Origin of the sequence: Euzebyella saccharophila (assembly GCF_014855495.1) — a bacterium.
In the GTDB taxonomy this organism is placed as follows: Bacteria; Bacteroidota; Bacteroidia; order Flavobacteriales; family Flavobacteriaceae; genus Euzebyella; species Euzebyella saccharophila.
The window spans coordinates 1-21569 of sequence record NZ_JACYFJ010000003.1 but is presented as its reverse complement, the minus strand read 5'-3'; the positions used below and the strand labels follow the sequence as shown (position 1 = coordinate 21569).

The window sequence follows — 21569 nt, the reverse complement described above, 5'->3', positions numbered from 1 at the left end:
AATCCCGAAGAAATTATCTCTGGTCGTCATCTCCCATTACATCATAGCCACGCCATTTAAATTCTTTGGCAAGAGAAGAAGCGGCTGGCCATGCAATTTGATGTTGGGCGCTGGCGACCCATTTACGACGATTTTCTTCTGTGTCGAACGATATCTGAATTTGGTAGTTGAAAGCGGTTGGTTCTGCTTCAATCCCACGTGCAACTTCTTCCGGAAAAAGTCTTAGAAGTTTCGAACTCAGATAACCATCTTGAACCAGCATTGCAGGTACATAGATGGAATGGTACATTTCTTCAAATTTTCTGGCATTTTCTTTTTCAACGACAAAATCCATTTGTAAAGCCATAGCCTTTGGAGTGGATGGGGTACCAGTAATTTCAAAATCCTTTTCTTTGGATGGAGTTATGCCTATAACCAAAAGTTCAAGACTTTCATTGTCTGTACTCTTCCATGAAATAGTTTCCCCCATCAATCCATAAAATGAATCGTCTTGTTTAATGGCGGTACTTTTTCCGTTCACAGAAACCTCTCCAGAGCCTTTTATCACGTAGTATACTTCTTCAACACCGCTAAGTTGCCTAGGCTTTGACATTGATCTTTTTGCAATAGAAACATGATCGACATGATTCCAGTTGGTTTTAAATACTTCAGCTTGAAAAATTCGACGAAATGTAATGCCCTGGCCAATATAAAGTGATTTTGCAGATTGTAGTTTTTCGTTTTCCAACCTAGCTGAAACAAAAACAGGAACCTCATCTAATTGCGTGTCTTTTAGGTCATCGGCGAGATCAAATGCATCTCCTTTTGCCTTTACATTACTAACGGCAAAATTGATCCATTTTAAAGGTTTATTCGATGCATTGTAAATACCGTGAGAGTCTCCCAACTTACAAGGTACCAAAGCTGGCGCCTTTATTCTTGAAGTTCTACCATTTATGGTATACTCGGCCTCTCCTTCTAAAATTACGTACATCTCTTCAATGCTGTGGTGAAAATGATGGCCTATGCCGGATTTAGGTTGAATTACACCTGTGTGTAGATATAAAAAGTTAGTACCTAGCTCATTACGGCCTATAAGTTGGGTAAAACCCATTTTACCGGCACCAGCATGTACGTTTGATAGTTCTCTGTAAGTAGCAGGGTCGTTATGGCTTACTCTATTTGACAGGTTTTGAGCGAAACAAAAAGAGCCAAAAACGCTTAATAGAAAAATCAAAAATGGTTTCATAATATCTTTTTTATTAATAGGTCAATGCCTCTTGCAGAGGTTCTCAATATTATTTTTTGTCTGGAATGCCATACACAACATAACCTTTGGGTAGTGCGCCGGGTTTCTTGGAATGGTCGTAGCTATCTCTTCTAAAAGAAGAAGAAGCATTTATTACTAAGTATTCCTTTCCATCAATGGAAAACATACTCGGTTGGGCATTAGATTCGTTGCTTAAAGTAGTTTCCCAAAGCGTTTCACCATTGTCGGCATCGATTGCATAGAGTTTACCACCCTTCGCAGTTACGAATATGATACCCGTTGAGGTTATTACCATACCTTTTCTTTGCGTGCCATTGGGCGCACCCAATTTCTCATCTCCCTTGGCATATAATGAGTCGATGCCTATAGGGCGCCTCCATTTAATGCTTCCGTTGTTTAGGTCATAAGCAAGAATAGAAGACCAAGGCGGGTCTATTAAACCTGGCCAATCCAATCCGTAATCAGTAGTATATCTTGCTTCAGGGTGTTGAACATCTTCAGGATATTCTTCCATAGGTGCGCCGCGTAAGGAATCTGTCTTTATTTTAGCACCTCCCGAACCTACTACAGGGCCGGCGATTGGGTTTTGGTCTTGGTTGTTAAACCTATAGCTTCGTTGGTTAGGATTGCCACCAAGAAACTTGAATAACGCCTTTAAAGCTTCTTCATCAACATGCACTAGTCCTGGCATTAAGCCTTTGCCATTAATGACGGTATTTTTAAAATCTTGATACGCCATATGATGGCCAAGGTTAATCAACGAAGGCCCTGCGGCACCTTCCATTTTTGGTCCATGACAAGCAATACACGAAGAATTATACAATGCAGTAACTTTATCTACGTCGTTTTGTGTGAGTTCATCAGAAGGCGGTTCAACCTTGTTCAAGCGATAGGTTGAAGCGTATTCTTGCGTCATAATATACATCATTCCCGTATGGGGGTTGGCGGCCGTGTTACCATAATTGGCACCACCTAATGCCCCGGGCATCATTATGGTCTCATATTTATCCGAGGGAGGGACATAAAGACCCGTTTTTGCAGAATCTAATCGCTGTAACCAATCTTGTCTAAGGCTATCTGAAAAATACGGATTTAAGTTTTCAGGGGTTACCTCATGCCTTGTAAAGCTTGGTAGTGATGTGATTGGTTGTGTCGGCCAAGACTCTTCTCCGGGCATTTCACTTTTAGGAAAGGCCTTTTCTTCAATAGGAAACAAAGGATCACCTGTAACCCTATCGAAAACGAAAACAAAGCCGTGTTTAGTAGCTATGGAAACGGCATCGATTTTTTCTCCGTTTTTTTCAACGGTCAAGAGTTGCGGGGCAGGAGATAGGTCGTAGTCCCAAAGATCATGATGCACTGTCTGGTAGTGCCAGATCCTTTCGCCTGTCCTGGCATTTATGGCAACAAGGGAATTGGCAAAAAGATTACTGCCTAATCGATCTGCACCATAGTAATCATATGTGGGCGAACCGATCGGTAGATAGGCAATTCCTCGTTCTTCATCAACAGATATTTCGCTCCAAACATTGGTGCCCCCTACGTACTTATAGGCATCTTTTGGCCATGTTTCATAGCCGTATTCCCCAGGGTGAGGTATTGTGTGGAAGGTCCACTCTAGTTTTCCCGTAATTACGTTGTAAGCCCTAACATGACCTGGAGGTGAAAAATAGCTTTCTCCCGGTGCTGACCCCAATATTATAAGGTCATCATAAATAACACCCGGCATCATAGATTGTATCGATTTAATGGAAGCAGGATTTCTATCCAACCCCTCTCGGAGGTCGGTATATCCATTCTTTCCAAAATCTGAAATAGTTTTACCTGTCACGGCATCAATGGCCTGTAATGAGTTGTTCAACGTAAACAGCAATCGCTTATCTGTATGGTCATTACTTTCCCAATAGTTCAAACCTCTTCTCGTAATGCCCGACAAATCGGTATGTATCCACAATTCTTTGCCCGTTTTGGCATTTATAGCAATTAGAGAATTATTCTTGCCAAGCACATACATAGTTGTGTCAACAATAATTGGATTGAAAAAGTAAAACCTGTTGTCTTCGGTCGGGTACACCCATAAAACCTCCAAATCTGAAACATTCTCTTTCGTAATACCTGGTGTTTCGAAGTATTTTGATTGATCAGGGCTACCACCATAATGTTTCCAAGAGGTGTGCGCTATCCTATTTGAAGATTCCCTTTCGCAACCAATAGAAATAAGTAAGGCCACTAATACTATAGCAGTTACTACATGTAAAAATAATCTTTGGATTACCAACCTTGAAAATGGTTTTAAAATACCTTTTGCGAGGTGTCTGTCTTTCGTCGGTTTACGCATCATAAAATCGCATAGTTTCATCAATTTTGTGTAGATGGCTCATTGATAGGCCCTACATTATCATTTTTAAGCGGGGCATTTTTGTGCCAATACGAGGCCAGAATAGAACCTGTAATGTTCATCATTGGGCCAAATACAGCCGGTGCCAGACCTACAGTAGCAACTTTACCCATTTCGTTGGCCAGGCCAGATGCTAGGCCTGCATTTTGCATACCAACTTCAAATGCAATGGTTCTACTTGATTTTTCTTCGAGCCTAAAAATTCTGCAACCCCAATAGCCCAAGAAGTAACCAGATATGTTGTGAATGAGACCTACTAGGATCAATACAGCTCCCATGGTCAATAGATTATCTCTGCCCGCAGCGGTGATAACTCCTAAAATAAGGGCAATACCACCCATAGATACCAAGGGCATGGCCTTGTCTACCCATTCGGTCTTTCCATGAAAAAGTTTGTTGAAAATGAGTCCGGCAGCTATGGGTAAAATCGTTATTTTGATTATACTCCACATCATTCCCCATAAATCGATTGGTATAAGTTCACCACCAAAAAATTTCATTAAAAGTGGGGTGACAAAAGGAGCTAATAAAGTTGCAACGGTCGTAAGGGTTACAGAGAGCGCAAGATTCGCCTTGCCGATATAGCACATTACGTTAGAAGCCAAACCACTAGGGGAGGAACCTATCAAAATTACACCTGCCGCTATCTCTGGCGGAAATTTAAATATAAAAACTAGGGTGGCACCTACAATCGGCATAATCGTAAATTGGCAGACGAGCCCAATAAAAACTGCTTTCGGACTTTTAATGACCTCACCAAAATCTTTGATGCTCATTGAGGTACCCATACCGAACATGATGATTTGTAGCAACGGTACTATTAAAGACTTTACCTGAAAATCACCCCAAGTAGTCAACAATTTCGGATAGGTCATGGCAAAAGAGACTACTGCAAATATCAATAAGGCAAAAGAAAAGCCTTTGACTTTATTATAGCCTCTGACACCAAAAGAAAGTGCCAAAAAGAAAAATATTAATAATGGACCAAAAATTTCATATTTATCTTGAAAATAGAAATAGCCTGAACCGAGGGCCAATACAAATGCCACCCAAAGAAAAATTTGATATAAAGATTTCACTGAAAAAAATTATCTATTCGAAAAATGGAATTCCTTCGGGAGCATATTTTTTCATGGCCTCTTCATTGATATCGACACCTATACCCGGTTTCTCAGACACTTTTACGAAACTGTCTTTGACCCAGTCGCCTTCATCATAGGTAACTATTTCTTTGAACATAGGATCGGTATGAAAATATGATTGCCACTCCATCAAATGGAAATTCGGTACTGAAGCACATACATGGGCACATGCCATTGCCCCTAAGAAAGATGCGACCATGTGTGGTGAGAAAGGTACATAATACAAATTGGCAAGGTTGGCAATTCGTTGTCCTTCACCAAGACCACCACATTTTTGTAGGTCGGGCATAACAATGTCCACTCCATTGTCTAACAGTTGTTTAAAGCCGTGGCCTAAATAAACATTTTCGCCTGCAGAGATGGGAGTGCTCGTTTCTGCAGCAATGGCTTTAAAAGCATCAAAATTCTCGGCAGGAATCGGTTCTTCGAGCCAAGTTAAGTTAAGATCTTCTACTTTTTTGGCAATGGTTTGTGCGGTTACATGGTCATAACGGCCGTGCATATCGACACAAAGGTCAATTTTTGGTCCGACGGCTTCTCTTACCGCGGCAAGCTGGTTATACATTCGCGCGATTTCGCCAGGACTGGCTGTCCAATTATAACGATCATACTTATCGGGGTCACTAGCATAATCCAAATCAAATTTTAGCGCGTTGAACCCCCAGTTTTTGATAGCATCTTTGGCCGCAGTGGCAAAGTCATCTGGCGAAGGAAATTTTACCCGGTACAAAGCGGTGTCGCAATAGACCCTTACTTTATCACGAAATTTTCCACCAAGTAGCTTATAAACAGGTAGGTCTAACGCTTTGCCCGCCAAATCCCATAAAGCGGTCTCTATGGCAGAAAGAACAGCGACGTACGTACCTGATTGTCCTCCTCCGAAATGACCGGCACGCCGAATATCCTCAAAAATTTTATGTACATTGAACGGACTTTGGTCTCTTAAAAACCAGCCCATTCTTTTGACTAAGTGGTAAGTACCCGGTACGGCATCTACTCCCTCACCACAACCATAAATTCCTTGATTAGTATGAATTTTTACGAATAGACCGCTACCACGTCGAATAAAACCACATTTTACATCTGTAATTTTTAAGTCTGATGGGGCCGATAATTTTGGATTTTTGTCAACTGCTGTTAAGTATTCGGACCCATAGGTTGCATTTGCCGCTAGGCCGACACCAGCTCCGGCCAGTAATGATTTTGAGATGAACGACCTTCTTGAATTTTTCATTTAAAGTTTTGTTTTTTTAATTACCAGGTTCTTTTCTTCAGTATTTCTTGAATTTGCTTTTTAGGAACGGGCAATTCATCAATGTGTTCATTGAGCCATTCGCTAAAATCTTTCTCTATTTCATCTGCCCAGCGCGTATCTATCTGGCCGGCAGTATATACTCCTTCTCGTATTCTTTCATGGCCGAACATATCTCTCAACCTAACAATCTCAGAGGTAGTCACAACCCTCTCCGCCAAATGGGGAGGTATAAAGGCAACCACGCCCAATTTTCCCAATACTACATCTCCGGGCATTACAGTTACAGTTCTTATACGGGTTGGTTGGTTGATACCTACGATCATGGTGTTGATATCGCCCGGCGGATTGTGGTGCGAGGCATCATAGCTGGTATAAAAAGAAGTAAAACCACCAATCTCCATTAACCCCTCAACATCGCGTAGGGCCCCGTCATATACAATACCATTACCTGATTTTGCATAAATAGCGTTACCCACATTGTCGCCAATCGTCGGACCATCTCGGTCGGCCCCGAACTGATCTGCCACGTAAACGTCTCTTTTGACCAGCAAATCGACCGGCCAAGTGTTTTGCCCCCTTTTACCTTGAGCTTTACCTCTATCATCAATTGCTTTCCATACGTCTGGACGCCCGGGCATAAAAGTAGCGGTAAGGGCCCTGCCCACTAGAACACTATCAGGATTGATCAATTTCCAGTCTTCGGCTATCTGATATCGATATCCTTCATTTTTCATCACTGCCCAAGCCTCTTCCAAGCTTACCGATTTCATTCGGTCTAAAATCTCATCAGATACTTTGGGTCTGCCATCCTCAAATCTTTCACCTTTCCATTCGTTGGTTAAAAGAATCAGTTCTTCTTTGGTAATCTGTTGAGCGTTCGTGTGCACAACAAGGCCAATAAGAAGAATTATCAATGTGCATTTTGTTTTCAACATAATTATATTCAGTTAGATTATTAATCAGCTTATTTATTGTTTAAAGTTTGTAAGCCTGTCGGGCCAAAAGCAATATTTTACCATGATCGTTTTTTTGAAACACCATAAGTACACCTATTCGAATCTTCGTGGGGCTGCCATTATTCTTGGCATCTGCAGCAAGAATATGCCTCACAATACCTGTATCTTTAGAAACGACAAGGCTTTGTTCTTCATTAGCTATCGAAATGAATTGAAATGGACCATTTAAGGCGTCATCTAAAAATTGGTCTTTATTCTGAATGTTGCCACTTGAATGGCCGTATGTTAAGTTATCTGATACAATTGAAGCTAAAACTTCAGAGTTGCGCTGTACCATGGCATTATCAAACTCTTTTAATGTCTGTATAATATCTTCTTTTCTTAAAGAACTTTGTGCTACCGCGTAGAAGGTCATAAATAATAATAGCCAAATAAGTACGCCCGATTTATTGAGAAAAGTATGCTTCATAATTTAGTTGGTCTTGATAGTAAATACATGTCTAGTTTAGGCTTTAAGAAAAATTATTTATAGCACATATGAACTAAACTGATTTTAGTTGACTGAGGCAAAACAATTGTTAAATGATATATTTGCCTCTCATAAACATGATTTTTGATTATTTCATTTTCTTAAAATTTCATTTAAAGAATTTTTAAAATGAAAAAAATCATAACCTTTTATTAATTAATCCATCACAATATATTTAATAATTTTCGCAATTGACAAATAATTATTTTGCTCAAATCGTGATAGTTAGGTGTGTTTTTTTCTAAACGTGTGATTTTCACACTAAAAGAAAAATGTGTAATTTTAATTTTAAGAAACTTTAACATATCTATTTATCAAAAGACTCGCTGATAATATCACTTTTATTGTATCGACCCTAGAGGTGTAATCATATTTTAGTCCCAAATTTTCAAAATTCAGCTAAGTGTCGTTTGGGGGTTAAGACTGAAATAACTTAAGAGATGAAAACATTTTTTATACGCTTTAATGGGAAGAGAACTTCATTTTGAGAGCAATGATCTTTGAATATTCTTTTCACCATAAAATGAAATCAAAACCCTAAAAATTTAAAACTAAAGCTCTAATCATTTAATAAATTAAACTATTCATGAAAATTATGACCGAGGAGATTATTTCAAGAAAAAATTATATCGGAGGCACCTGGCAAGTAGGTAAGGGCGACGAATTCAATGCCCAGAACCCGGTAAATGGAGAAAAAGGAGAAGCGTTTATTGCGGCGGACGTAAGTCAAGTAGATGAGGCTGTTACAGCAGCAGCTATAGCTTTTGAGGCTGTACGCATAAAAAGTATGAACGAAAGGGCCGATTTGTTAGATTCAATAGCCGATGAGCTCGAAGCCTTAGGTTCGCAGTTAATTGTTGTATGTAATGCGGAAACTGGATTAGGTGAAGCACGGCTGACCGGTGAGCGAGGTAGAACTTGTAATCAATTACGTTCTTTCGCGAATTTGGTAAGAAAAGGCGATTGGCAACAAGCTCGAATAGATACCGCGATACCTGATCGGCAACCTTTACCAAAGCCAGATATTAGACGAATATATCGACCTCTTGGAACGGTGGCAGTCTTTTCTGCATCAAATTTTCCTTTGGCATTCTCTACATTAGGGGGTGATACAGCTTCGGCCATTGCTGCGGGTAATACTATTGTGGTGAAAGGGCACCCAAGTCATCCGGCGACTACTGAATTGTGTACAAGGGCAATACAGAAGGCAATTGAAAAGAACAATTTTCCTGCTGCAATGTTTGCCATGGTGCAAGGGTTTTCGCCAGAAATAAGTAAAGCATTGGTACAGCATCCGAAATTAAAGGCCGTTGGGTTTACCGGTAGCACCCATGTAGGTAGAATACTTTATAATATAGGGGCCTCTAGGCCAAACCCTATACCTGTATTTGCAGAAATGGGCAGTACCAATCCTCTAGTGATTATGCCCAAGGCCATTGAAAACAGGGGTAAAGAGATTGCCACTGGCTTGGCAGGTTCTATTACCTTGGGAACTGGACAATTTTGTACTAAGCCAGGCCTAGTATTGGTTATGAAAAATGACCAATACTCAACTTTTATAGCTGATTTGGTCGAGGCATTGGGAGCGATAAATATCGGGTATTTTTTAAATGAGCGAATCAAAGAAAGTTTTAGGGAGAATGTGCAAAAGACAAAGGACACCGATTCTGTGGAAATTATTTCTCAAAAAGAAAATAATGGAAATCTTTTCGAGGTAAGTGCAAAGAAATTCTTGGCCACTCCAGAATTGGAAGATGAAATTTTTGGTCCGGCAGCTATAGTCGTACAGTGCGAAGATAATGGTGAATTAGTGGATGTTATTAAAAGTCTAGGGGGGCATTTAACCGGTACCGTTCATGCAGATGAAGATACAGGGTTGGTCGATGTCTTGGATGCCTTGGAGCAAAAAGTGGGAAGATTGATATTTAACGGGTTTCCTACGGGTGTAGAGGTTTGTCCGTCAATGCATCATGGTGGCCCATATCCTTCTTCAACGTTTGAGGCCACTACCTCGGTGGGTACAGCCGCAATAGAACGTTTTTGTACCGTAAAATGCTACCAGAACATTCCGCAAGAAAAATTACCTATTGATCTTCAAGATGAAAACATTAATAAAATTGTTAGATTGGTAAATGGGGTTTATACCACCGATAATATATAGTAGATGAATCAAGATATGGATATAAAAGAAATAATACCGGATCATGCCCGGATAGGAACTTGGGTGGGCCGATGTCATGTACCACAAGAACTAGCTTTTAACAACGTAGAGGGGCCGCATGTAGTATGGGTTAAAAACGGTGAGGTCTTCGATTTATCGTACTACTACAAGTCTACCAGTCAACTAATAAGCAGTGATTCCTATATGAGTGTTTTAACTACCGGAGACGCTAATATTAGGAAAATAGGTACACTAAGCGATATTTTGAACAATACCCTCTTCTATAATCAGAATGGCAATCAACCCTTTTTTATGGCCCCAAATGACACGCAAGCGGTAAAGGCCTGTGGTGTAACATTTATAAAAAGTCTGTTGGAAAGGGTTATTGAAGAAAAGGCTAAAGGCGACCCCAGTCTTGCAAAACAGATAAGGGGAGAAATAACATCTACCATAGGTGAGGGGTTGAATGAAATTAAACCTGGTTCGGAACATGCTATTAAGTTAAAGGAAGAATTGAAAAGAAGAGGTATTTGGTCTCAATATCTTGAGGTGGGTATAGGGCCAGACGCCGAGGTTTTTACAAAGAGTCAACCTTTTTCTTCGATTGGTTTCGGAGCTGAAGTAGGGGTACTGCACGATTCTTCTTGGAATAATCCGGAGCCAGAGGTGGTCTTAGTGGTATCAAATACCGGCAAAATTGTAGGAGCTGCGTTAGGCAATGATGTGAATTTACGCGATTATGAAGGCCGAAGTGCTTTGTTGTTGGGTGAAGCCAAGGATCAGAATGGCTCGTGCGCTATCGGGCCTTTGTTTCGATTGTTCGATGACACTTTTTCTTTAAAAGATGTAAAAGCGTGTAACGTATCACTTACAATTGAAGGAGAGGATGGTTTTCTATTGGAAGACGCCAGCGATATGGGGTCGATAAGTCGTTCACCTGAAGATTTAGTAGCTCAGGTGCTCAATGGTAATCACCAATACCCTGATGGTTTCGTATTATTTTGTGGAACTATGTTTGCGCCAACTTTAGACAGGGGCGAAGAAGGAATGGGATTTACACACAAAATAAATGACAAGGTAACCATTGCTTCACCTAAATTGGGCAAATTGATCAATTGGGTGAATAATTCCGATAAAATCCCTAAATGGAATTTCGGTATCAATGCTTTTGTAGATTATACATACAAAAGAATGACCTTGTCGCAAAGAGCGGAAAACGCTTAGCTAAATTTTTGAAAATTAGCTCTTTTATAATTTTTATGCCCCATAAAAAGAACCACTTTGAGATAAGTGGTTCTTTTTTTCTGTATAAGTGGGCTCCATAAGCATCAAAATACTTTCGAGGTGATGCTGAGAGCGCTGTTGTACATAAATAATTATTAATCAGAAATTTAATTACCTGTATGTTTTGTGATTAAATGAATTTTTTGAGAAAAAAATCGAGAAATTATCATATTAGTTGTTAATAATAGATTTGTTTGACTATTTTTACGTGTCTTATACACACTTAATTAAAATAACATGGCAACCAATCTATTTCCCTTAGCTAAAAAATTGAGATTTTCATTTAGAAGAAAAGTAAAATTATCAGGCTTACTGTGCTTGGCGCTGGTCTCTACAGTATTCGCTCAGAATACCGTAAAAATTGATTTTAGCGCCGAAAAATCAAAAGACACCATAAGCAAACATATTTATGGTCATTTTGCAGAGCATTTAGGTAGATGTATCTATGAAGGGTTATACGTGGGAGAAGAAAACAAGACTATACCAAATACAGATGGTGTACGAAATGATATCATAGAAGCCCTTAAAGAACTTGATATTCCGAACCTACGCTGGCCCGGTGGCTGTTTTGCAGATACCTACCATTGGAAAGATGGGGTTGGGCCCCAATCAGAAAGGCCTACCATTGTTAATCGCTGGTGGGGCGGTACTACTGAAGACAATAGTTTCGGCACACATAACTTTCTGAATCTCTGTGAGGTTTTAGAGGCAGAGCCTTACTTATCCGCTAACGTTGGCAGTGGTACCGTACAAGAGTTGATAGATTGGGTTCAATATACTAACCATGACGGCACAAGTCCCATGGCCGATTGGCGACGTAAAAACGGTCGCGAAGAGCCATGGAAAGTAAAATATTGGGGTGTAGGTAATGAAGCTTGGGGTTGTGGCGGTAATATGACTGCCGAATATTACGCTAATATTTATAGACAATACGCCACTTTTATGGCCGGTTGGTCAGGTGAATCTGAGGTATACCGCATTGCTTCGGGTGCTTCAGAAGATGATTATCATTGGACAGAGACCCTAATGAAAAATGTACCTCATGAATTGATGGAAGCGGTCGCCCTTCATGATTATGCCGTTTTTAATTGGGATGTTAAAGGACCCTCGGTAAATTTTGATGAGGAAATCTATTTTAAAACAATGGAGCAGGCCTTAAATATGGAGGAATACGTTACGAAGCATATTGAAATAATGGATAAGTACGATCCCGACGGTAAGGTAGACCTTTTTGTTGATGAATGGGGTGGATGGTATGATGCAGAGCCAGAAGTGAAGAATGGGGTTCTTTACCAACAGAACACTATTCGTGACGTAATGATTGCGGGAACAGTTCTAAACACGTTTAACAATCATGCGCGGAGAGTAAAAATGGCCAATTTGGCCCAAGTGGTAAACGTTCTTCAGGCAGTTATTTTAACCGATGAAGAAAAAATGATTAAGACACCCACCTATCATGTAATGCATATGTATAAAGTTCACCATGACGCATTACTTATACCTACAGAAATTGAAAACAATGCTGAATATAGAGGGTTGCCGGTGGTATCGGTATCAGCTTCCGAGAATTCAGATGGAAAAAAGCATATTTCCATTGTAAACATCGATCCTGAAAAAGAAATATCAATAGAAATCAATGTTGCTAATTTGAATTCGAAGAACTTCGAGGCACAAATTTTAACATCCCCTAAACTTCAAGATCATAATACTTTTGAAAATGCTGATAAGGTAATACCTAAACCTTTTAAAGAATTCAAGGTTAGAAAAGGTATTCTAAACTTAAAACTGCCAGCGCACTCATTGGTAATGTTAAGTAGTGATTAGTTAAAATCGAACACAATTTTATATGAAATTTTCGTAGTCTGGCAGAATCATCTACCATGGGTGGCCGGTGCAATCTTTCTTGACAGAATTAATCTTAATTCATCAATTGATTCTTTAAGAATCAATCGCACGATAAGCTAGATATGACTTTCAATTATGAGGTAGTTAAATGAAATTTTAAAAAATGTAGAGAGGGTTTTTTCCTTTGAGGGAGAATATGCGAAAATATTGTGTTCATTCGAGATTACCGGAGAATTAAGCATCAATGGTATGTCGATTTCTCGAAATTTTGAGATTTTTTGACAGTTTTTAAACTCTTTGTTTCTAAAAACTACTACGACACCAATCTAAAGACTAGCATTTATTTAGTCGGTGATAGGGGGTTTATTTTAATGAAAAATAAAAACACAATGACCACTTAAAAGGTCGGTAAAGATGAACAAAATATCAAATAAAGAAATTTGGTTTGTAACGGGTACCCAGCATTTATATGGGCCTGAAACTTTAAAACAGGTCGCTGAAAATTCTAAAATAATAGCCGAAGCATTAAATGAATCGACTCATATTTCGCTTACCATAGTTCACAAGGCCATTTTAAAGACACCTTCTGAGATTTTAGAATTTTGTGTCTCTGTAAATACGTCAGATAAATGTATCGGAATAATTGGTTGGATGCACACTTTTTCACCGGCCAAAATGTGGGTTAACGGTCTTAAGATTCTCAATAAGCCTTTGTGTCATCTGCACACACAGTTCAATGCTGAAATTCCTTGGAGTTCTATTGATATGAACTTTATGAACCTGAACCAATCGGCCCATGGTGATCGAGAGTTCGGTCATATTATGTCACGTATGCGAATCAATCGCAAAGTAGTGGTGGGGCATTGGAAAGAAAAAAGGATTCAGCACAAAATCGGTGTATGGTCTCGTGTTGCCTTGGGAGTCGATGAGATGAAAAATCTTAAGGTAGCAAGATTTGGAGATAATATGCGCGAGGTAGCGGTTACCGAAGGTGATAAAGTTGGGGCACAAATTAAATTTGGTATGTCTGTCAATGGTTATGATTCATCGGATATTACCTCAAGAATTGAAAAACTGAGTAAAGAAGAAATCAACGGGTTGGTGACTATTTATGAAGAATCTTATCACTTGGCACCCGAACTCTTAAAACATGGAAAAAATAGGGAATCCCTACTTGACGCGGCGAAAATAGAACTTGCCATGCGCGAATTTTTACATGAGGGTGGTTATATGGCCTTTACCGACACATTTGAAAATCTTGGTAGTTTAAAACAACTTCCGGGCTTGCCAGTTCAGCGATTAATGGCAGACGGTTACGGTTTTGGAGGCGAGGGTGACTGGAAAACAGCTGCACTTACTCGGGTCATGAAGGTAATGGCAATAGGGTTGCAAGGTGGTACTTCTTTTATGGAAGATTATACATATCATTTTAGCCCTACCAAGAATTTGGTAATGGGGTCGCACATGTTAGAAATATGTCCTACGATTGCCGATGCGAAGCCATCATGTGAAGTTCACCCCTTACGTATTGGAGCAAAGGATGACCCTGTTCGATTGGTTTTTAATTCTCCGGCCGGTAAAGCCTTAAATGCCTCACTAATAGATATAGGCGATAGGTTTCGATTGATTGTTAACGAAGTAGAAGCAGTTAAGCCATTAGCCGATTTACCGAAACTTCCCGTAGCTAGAGTTATATGGGATGCGAAACCCAATTTAGATGTAGCTGCCACCGCTTGGATATTAGCCGGTGGTGCACACCATACTGTTTATACTCAAGCTCTTACTACGGAATTTCTTGAAGATTTCGCTGAAATCTTTGGTATTGAACTATTGGTAATCGACGATGACACCCGTCTTAGAAGTTTTAAAGATTTGATACACTCCAATGAAGCCTATTACCATGGGTTTCAAAGAGGCTACTAAAACCTAAACAATAAATAATGATACTAAAAATCAATCGATTTGCGCTATTGTTCGTTATCTCAGTTTCATTTTTTTCCTGTAAACAAAAAGCTGAGAAAAACGGACGCGAGAAAATTCAAGAGGAAAAAAATATGGTTATTGAGAAGTCGGTATTCGGTAAACTTAATGATAACACGGTCGTCTATAGATATGTAATGACCAATAAAAACGGCATGCAGGTCGATGTTATCAGTTACGGAGGAAGAATTATCTCTTTAAAAGTACCCGATAAAAGTAACAACTTAGAAAATGTAACCTTAGGTTTCGACAATATTGAAGATTACTTAAACGAAAATCCATTTTTTGGGGCATTGATTGGGCGGTATGGCAATAGAATTGCAAAAGGTCAATTTAGTATTGACAATACCAAGCATACCTTGGCTGCTAATGATGGCGAAAACCATTTACATGGTGGCAATGTAGGTTTCGATAAGGTAAATTGGTCGGTAAGGGCCATTGAAAGTAGTAATGAATCAAAATTAGAACTGCATTATTTAAGCAAAGATGACGAAGAGGGGTACCCTGGTAGCCTTGATGTCACGGTAGTTTATACACTGAATAACGACAATGAGCTAGAAGTAGAATATAAAGCTAAAACCGATAAACCTACTGTAGTAAACCTTACCCAGCACGCTTATTTTAATTTGACGGGCAATTTTTCGAATACTATTTTGAATCATGAGGTTACCTTGCATGCCGATGCCTTTTTACCTGTTGATTCTGGGTTAATTCCTACCGGTGAGATAAAAGGTGTTGCAGGAACACCATTCGATTTCACCCGGCCAAAACCAATTGGAAAAGATATTCAAGCGGATAATCAACAATTAAAACTTGGTGGCGGCTATGACCATTGTTGGGTCTTAAATGGTAAAAAGGGTCATCTTAGAAAAGTAGCATCAGCGTATGATCCTTCAAGTGGTAGGGTGATGGAAGTTTCCACCACCGAACCTGCGATACAGTTTTATACGGGTAATTTTTTGGATGGTAGCTTGCAAAACCCTAAGGGGGGTGCTTATGGGCATCGTTCTGGTTTTTGTCTTGAAACGCAACACTATCCTAATAGTCCTAACCAACCCGAATTTCCCTCTACACGGTTAAATCCGGGTGAAATCTATAACACAAAAACTGTTTTCAAATTTTCGACAAAATAAATCGATTTAAGCTAACCTAATATAGCATGCAAACATTAGATACTTTTGATTGGGTAACAATAACCTTATATTTTCTTGTATTGCTGGGTATAGCAGTATGGGTAATCAGTAAGAAAAAGAACAGTACTGAAGATTACTTTCTGGCAGGGCGTAATGTAGGTTGGTTTGTGGTTGGGGCTTCTATTTTTGCCTCAAATATCGGTTCTGAGCATGTTGTTGGTTTGGCAGGAGCTGGTGCCAGTGATAAATTGCCTATGCTTATCTATGAGATACAGGCTTGGATAGTACTGATTTTAGGGTGGGTATTCTTGCCCTTTTATGCCCGAAGTGGTGTGTTTACCATGCCGGAATTCTTAGAAAAGCGTTTTGATGCCCGTTCTCGCTGGGTATTATCGGTTTTTTCAATTGTAGCTTATGTACTAACAAAAATTTCAGTGACCATTTACGCGGGGGGTGTGGTGGTATCCGCATTATTGGGTATCGATTTCTGGACCGGTGCCATTGCCACAGTCGTCTTAACGGGTATTTATACGGTTTTAGGAGGTATGAGGGCTGTTGTTTATACCGAAACTTTACAGGCTATATTACTTGTTTTTGGTGCCGCTGTATTAACCTATCTAGGCCTAGGGGAAGTAGGCGGATGGGACAGTCTTATAGAAACCGTTAAGCCGGAATATCTTAATATGTGGCGACCATCTACGGATCAAGATTTTCCATGGCCTTCATTGGTGGTTACAAGTACTATTGTGGGTATATGGTATTGGTGTACCGATCAGTACATCGTTCAACGTGCCCTTACGGCAAAGAATGTTAAAGAAGGTAGAAGGGGTACTATTTTCGGAGCTGTAATGAAGTTGTTGCCAGTTTTTCTTTTCTTGATTCCGGGCGTCATAGCCCTAGCGCTTAAAATGAGAGGCCAGTTGCAATGGGATTCTCCCGATGAGGCCTTTCCAGTTTTAATGAGCAACGTACTGCCTTCTGGTCTTCGCGGTTTGGTCGCTGCCGGTCTACTAGCGGCATTAATGAGTTCTTTGGCATCTGTTTTCAATTCGGTATCAACACTCTTTACGGTTGATATTTATAAGAAATTAAAACCTGATACTCCAGAGAAAAAATTGGTAAAGACGGGCCAAATGGCGACAATGGTTGTCGTAATCATCGGTATCATATGGATTCCTATAATGGCCAACATCTCGGGAGTTCTCTATGAGTATTTACAAAGTGTGCAATCGTATATTGCTCCGCCGATAACAGCGGTGTTTTTATTGGGTATTTTCTATAAGAGAATCAATGGTCTGGGAGCTTATTTAACATTGGTGATGGGTATCGTTGTAGCAGCCATTAGAATCGTTTTGGAATTAACCAAAAATGATTTAGACCCTAACGGTTTTTGGTTTTATATGGGCGACATGAACTTTTTAAGTTTTGGCGCTTGGTTTTTCTTGGTTTGTATCATTTTTGCCATTGTGGTTAGCTTTTTGGCACCGGCACCCGATGAAGAAAAAGTGGCTAACTTAACTTTCGGTACCATTAGTAATGAAGAAAAAGAAAAGACCAAGAATAGTTATAGTTGGATTGATATTTTCATTTCAATTATTGTATTGGCGGTAGTGGTTGGCGTCATGGTTTTCTTTAATGGAAAATAATTACTTGTTCCATATATATTTCAAATGTGGTATCTGGCTTATTTTAACAAAGTGTTGGAAATTATATTCACTTAAAATCGTGATTAAAAAACCTAACCGTCGCTTTTACAATGCTCAACCCTTTTTTATGATAATTTAAAAAATCTGAAAAGCCCAGTACATCATTTAATTCGGGATTTACCATACGCGACTGGAGGTCTAAAAATACTTTGTTCTCAAGATAACTCGTTCAACTCTGCCCTTTTGTTTTATTGAATTGTAGGTAGCTAGAAGTTCCGAACGCTATGAAGCACCGTCGTTACAAGCTGGCATAATGGCAACCTGAATATTAAAAGCTGCCGAGCATTTTTTTAGTGCGACCAAAGGCGTCTTGAACCAACCTCCAGGAGCTATTCGTAAACCTCTTCTGTATATGACCAATAATCATTTACTAATTCATTTTCCCAATCATTATTGTCTGACTCTTAAAAGTATGTTTCCAATGGATTAAAACAACCTCGATGTCGGTGGTAACCAAATTCGATGCTCAAAGCGGTTTTACCTTGAATTATTGCTTGTTTTAATTGCTGATTCAATTTGTCACATTTAATTCAAATCCTCTCTTAGACGAACATTATACAATATAAGCCAGCAGGGTCATGAGCGTAGAAAACTCAATTCATACAATTGAATAAAAGGAACATCTTAATAGTATGTTGTACTATGGTTTGGAAATTAATTGCATTAGCTTTCTGTCGTGATGTGTAACGATTTTACTTTCATTATCAAAGTACATGGTAACACCATTTTCTTTGGTGTATGCTTCCCATTCTGGCAATTGTTGTTTTACATTAGGATTGCCTGTCTTAGCAAAGTTCAGCCAGGCAGAACTCATTTTTTCAGATAGATGCCAAGCTTCTTCAGTATTTCCCGTCCAGTCTTTTCTTAAATCGACATTGTGAAAGGCCAAAGGTATATCCAAACCATGAAATGAACCTTTAGAGGCATTTTCAACGGGGCTTTTCCATGCCAATAAATAAGCATAAATAGGTGCATTGCTCACACTTGACCATTCATCGGCTGTTTTGATGGTGTTTGGTCTAAAAACAGTGTCAATAGACAAAAGGTCTTGAGCCGTGTATTGGGGATATGCTTCTGCATATAATCGAACAAAATCATCGGTTTTTTCGTCATATATTTCTTTGAGCCTTTCTTTTGCCTTTGCCACGGTCAAATCTTTTTCAGAATAAGCAGTTCTGATAAGTTCGTTTAACGTTGTGCCTATCATCAGGGGAATATTTTTCGAAATATCCGAAAAACCAGGGCTAAAGGGTTGCTGCAACAATACAGCCCCATCTACCGAAGGGGCAAAACCGAACATGGTAGGTGAACCGGGTTTTCTGGGACCGGAAATCTCTGCTATAGCCGCGTTGCCAGCCTCAACTAAATCTTCGTAGGGTATAGAATCTATTTTGTGCATTTGATCAGAACTTAACTTCAAATTTTTAACCACTTTTGATCCTAATTCTTTTGATTTTTCTTGAGTCATTACATTTATCAGGGTTCCACTTTGAATAATTGCCTTGTGAAACAACCCTTTCGCGGCGGGCATGCACATAAGAGTACCCACCTTTCCACCACCTCCAGATTCTCCAAATATGGTTACATCGGAAGGGTTGCCACCAAAATTTTCAATATTGTTCTTTACCCATTCAAGGGCCTTTACCACATCTAGCATACCTACATTCGCTGATTGGGCATATTTTTCACCGTAGGCGGACAAATCAAGAAAGCCAAGAATATTTAATCGATGATTGACCGATACTACTACGACATCGCCTTTTTCTGCCAATGCTTTGCCATAGGTCATGGGGTCGTTACTACCGCCTACGTGAAAACCACCACCATGTAGCCAGAACATGACCGAACGTTTTTTTCCGTCATTAATGCCATTTGTCCAAACATTTACACTGAATAGCCTTTTTTCATCGGTATCCGAATCATCGATCCAAGCAACTTTTTGTTTTGCTACAGGGCCAAAGTCCGTACACTCCAGCACGTCATTCCAACTATCAGGATCTTGTGGAGGCATAAATCTTTCTGCCTTGGCATAAGGAATTCCCTTAAATGCAAATACACTATCCTTTTTGGCGCCCATTATTTCGCCAAATGTTGTAGTTACATTTAAACTTTTATCGGCTTTTTGTTTTGTATTACATCCCACTGCTATCGACAGTATAATCAGGCAGGGTAATAATAAACGTAATTTGATGATTAACTTATGACGGTTCATTGGCAGGCCTATATTTTTTATACAGGGTGTATGTTGCCCTCTATTCTTAAATGAAGTCATTTGGTATAGTATTGACGGAGGAACTTATTTCTTATCTTTTAAAAATTCATTGACATCTAACCAATGAACAAAAGCATCAAACCACCGGTTACTGGTGCGATTTGGGTTTCCGAGTCCGAAACCGTGTCCGCCATTTTGGTATAGGTGAAATTCAACGGGAATACCAGCCTTAAACCACGAATCGATTACACCAAATTGTCCCCTGAAAAGAAAATCGTCAGAAGCTATGACATTGAACATTGGAGGAGCGTTTTTAGGTACTTCGACAGCTCCCATACCACCGTATATAGGTCCGATGAAAGCCAATTTCATAATTTTCGAGTTTAAGGTTGAATGCATGGTAAGCCCTGCTCCGGCAGAAAAGCCGATCATTCCAATTCGGTTAGTGTCGACACCCCATTCTTTGGCGCGCTTGAGAATCATTTTATAAGCAGCTTCGGCATCTTCAAGTTGATTTGATAGGTCTCTTTGAGGGGGAGCTGGCCTATTAGTCTCAGATTCTGAATTACTCGATTCTGAAGGTGCTGTTCTAGGCCTATTCATCCAAGCAGTAAATTCATCTAGTGATTGAGGGGTTGGGTGCAATCTATATTTTAGAACAAAGGCAGCGATACCCTGTTTGGCCAAAGCCTCGGCTACTTCCCAACCTTCGTTGCCCAACGACAGCCATCTAAAACCACCTCCCGGTGCTACAATGACGGCAGTGCCGTTCGCTTTTTCAGGGTCAGGTAGAAAAGGCGTGAGTGTTGCTGTAGTAATATTTCTGGCCATGGGGTCTCCCCATTGGCGAAACCAAGATTCCGATGCTGGTTGGTCGTCGACACCACCAGTACCCAGTAAAATAGCATTTGGTTCATCGGGAGCATCAAGTGGGTAAATCGTACCGTCTTGAGATGCTGAATTTTGAGCATTGCATAATAACGCAATTAATAAGATGACTTTAGTGAAATTGTTTAGAGTTGAGTTCATTTGTTATGAGTTTAAGTGATAAAAACCAAATATAGTGTAATTATCACATTTAATAACATGAAACAAATCACTTTTAATATTTAACTACCTAAAAACTAGAATTTAAAGGGAATAGAGATAATATACTAGGAAACTCAACATCACGGGCTTATAGATGAACGATCGAACAAAAAACGCATATTTTCATTTCTTGTTCCATTTGTTCCGAAATACGGAAACCAACAAAATAGGAGACCTAGTGTAAAAATGTTATTTAATTACAAAAAACAGGTAGAGACGTCATTTAAATGCTTCATGGCTTGTCTTACTTTCTGCTACCTAAATTTTGTGAAACAGACTTGTTCTTCAAACTGATGAAAGGTAGTTTGAACTTATAAAAATAAAGCGATAGTTACGAGGTTGCAACCGAAACATCATAATCATGTTATATGTTCGTTAGCATTCAATTTAAGAATAAAACTGTTGATCTCATTTAAGTTTTTATTGCGCACTTTGTAAGCGTAGTAGAGATTTTGTAATACTGGTGTCTCCAAAGTAAAAGGGAGTGTAGGCTTCCCTAAAAATGAAGGCTTCCCTGTTTTTCAAACAGTTTAAAAATCAACTATTTTTAGATTATGAAGAAAAGCAGATTTACCGAAGCACAGATAGTATCTATGCTCCAACAGTACGATTCAGGAATGAAGGTCACCG

At 39.5% G+C, this 21569-nt stretch carries 14 protein-coding genes; 6 read left to right on the top strand and 8 right to left on the bottom strand.

From position 1 onward, the window contains the following. Positions 1–13: 13 nt before the first annotated feature. Genes IL355_RS10835 through IL355_RS10810 form a run of 6 tightly spaced genes read right to left on the bottom strand, consistent with a single transcriptional unit; the run spans position 14 to position 7469 of the window. Complete coding sequence (locus tag IL355_RS10835) at positions 14–1228, bottom strand: cupin domain-containing protein (RefSeq protein WP_192462151.1); 1215 nt, start codon at positions 1226–1228, stop codon at positions 14–16. Positions 1229–1277: 49 nt separating this feature from the next. Further along, positions 1278–3608 carry an outer membrane protein assembly factor BamB family protein gene (locus tag IL355_RS10830; RefSeq protein ID WP_225621201.1) on the bottom strand — a complete coding sequence of 777 codons (2331 nt, stop codon included), beginning with the start codon at positions 3606–3608 and terminating at the stop codon, positions 1278–1280. Beyond that, complete coding sequence (locus IL355_RS10825) at positions 3608–4696, bottom strand: bile acid:sodium symporter family protein (RefSeq protein ID WP_317175493.1); 1089 nt, start codon at positions 4694–4696, stop codon at positions 3608–3610. The genes IL355_RS10830 and IL355_RS10825 overlap by 1 nt, the downstream gene beginning before the upstream one ends. Positions 4697–4739: 43 nt before the next feature. Continuing rightward, positions 4740–6023, bottom strand: a complete 1284-nt coding sequence (locus IL355_RS10820) for a mandelate racemase/muconate lactonizing enzyme family protein (RefSeq protein ID WP_192462150.1) — start codon at positions 6021–6023, stop codon at positions 4740–4742. Positions 6024–6043: 20 nt separating this feature from the next. Then, positions 6044–6979, bottom strand: a complete 936-nt coding sequence (locus IL355_RS10815) for an RraA family protein (RefSeq protein ID WP_192462149.1) — start codon at positions 6977–6979, stop codon at positions 6044–6046. A 40-nt stretch (positions 6980–7019) separates the two neighbouring features. Continuing rightward, entirely contained in the window at positions 7020–7469 is a 450-nt protein-coding gene (locus IL355_RS10810; protein WP_192462148.1) for a nuclear transport factor 2 family protein, read from the bottom strand. A gap of 646 nt (positions 7470–8115) precedes the next feature. Here IL355_RS10810 and IL355_RS10805 point away from each other — a divergent pair. The 6 genes from IL355_RS10805 to IL355_RS10780 all read left to right on the top strand — a co-directional run bounded on the left by IL355_RS10805 (position 8116) and on the right by IL355_RS10780 (position 17578). Further along, positions 8116–9690, top strand: a complete 1575-nt coding sequence (locus IL355_RS10805) for an aldehyde dehydrogenase (NADP(+)) (protein ID WP_225621200.1) — start codon at positions 8116–8118, stop codon at positions 9688–9690. Between the two features lie 3 nt (positions 9691–9693). Then, positions 9694–10914, top strand: coding sequence for a fumarylacetoacetate hydrolase family protein (locus IL355_RS10800; protein WP_192462147.1), 1221 nt, complete (start codon positions 9694–9696; stop codon positions 10912–10914). A 297-nt stretch (positions 10915–11211) separates the two neighbouring features. Continuing rightward, complete coding sequence (locus IL355_RS10795) at positions 11212–12798, top strand: alpha-N-arabinofuranosidase (protein ID WP_192462146.1); 1587 nt, start codon at positions 11212–11214, stop codon at positions 12796–12798. Between the two features lie 435 nt (positions 12799–13233). Continuing rightward, positions 13234–14742 carry an L-arabinose isomerase gene (gene araA, locus IL355_RS10790; RefSeq protein WP_192462145.1) on the top strand — a complete coding sequence of 503 codons (1509 nt, stop codon included), beginning with the start codon at positions 13234–13236 and terminating at the stop codon, positions 14740–14742. A gap of 17 nt (positions 14743–14759) precedes the next feature. Continuing rightward, the gene (locus tag IL355_RS10785) at positions 14760–15932 is read left to right on the top strand and encodes an aldose epimerase family protein (RefSeq protein WP_192462144.1); all 1173 of its coding nucleotides are present in this window, start codon (positions 14760–14762) and stop codon (positions 15930–15932) included. Positions 15933–15958: 26 nt separating this feature from the next. Then, positions 15959–17578 (top strand): sodium:solute symporter, encoded by a 1620-nt coding sequence (locus IL355_RS10780; RefSeq protein ID WP_192462143.1) that lies wholly within the window; start codon positions 15959–15961, stop codon positions 17576–17578. Positions 17579–18278: 700 nt separating this feature from the next. Here the strand turns inward: IL355_RS10780 and IL355_RS10775 are convergent. Both IL355_RS10775 and IL355_RS10770 read right to left on the bottom strand, forming a co-directional pair. Then, on the bottom strand, positions 18279–19850 hold the full coding sequence (locus tag IL355_RS10775; protein WP_192462470.1) for a carboxylesterase/lipase family protein: 1572 nt from the start codon (positions 19848–19850) through the stop codon (positions 18279–18281). Between the two features lie 84 nt (positions 19851–19934). Further along, entirely contained in the window at positions 19935–20879 is a 945-nt protein-coding gene (locus tag IL355_RS10770; protein ID WP_192462142.1) for an alpha/beta hydrolase, read from the bottom strand. Positions 20880–21569: the final 690 nt, after the last annotated feature.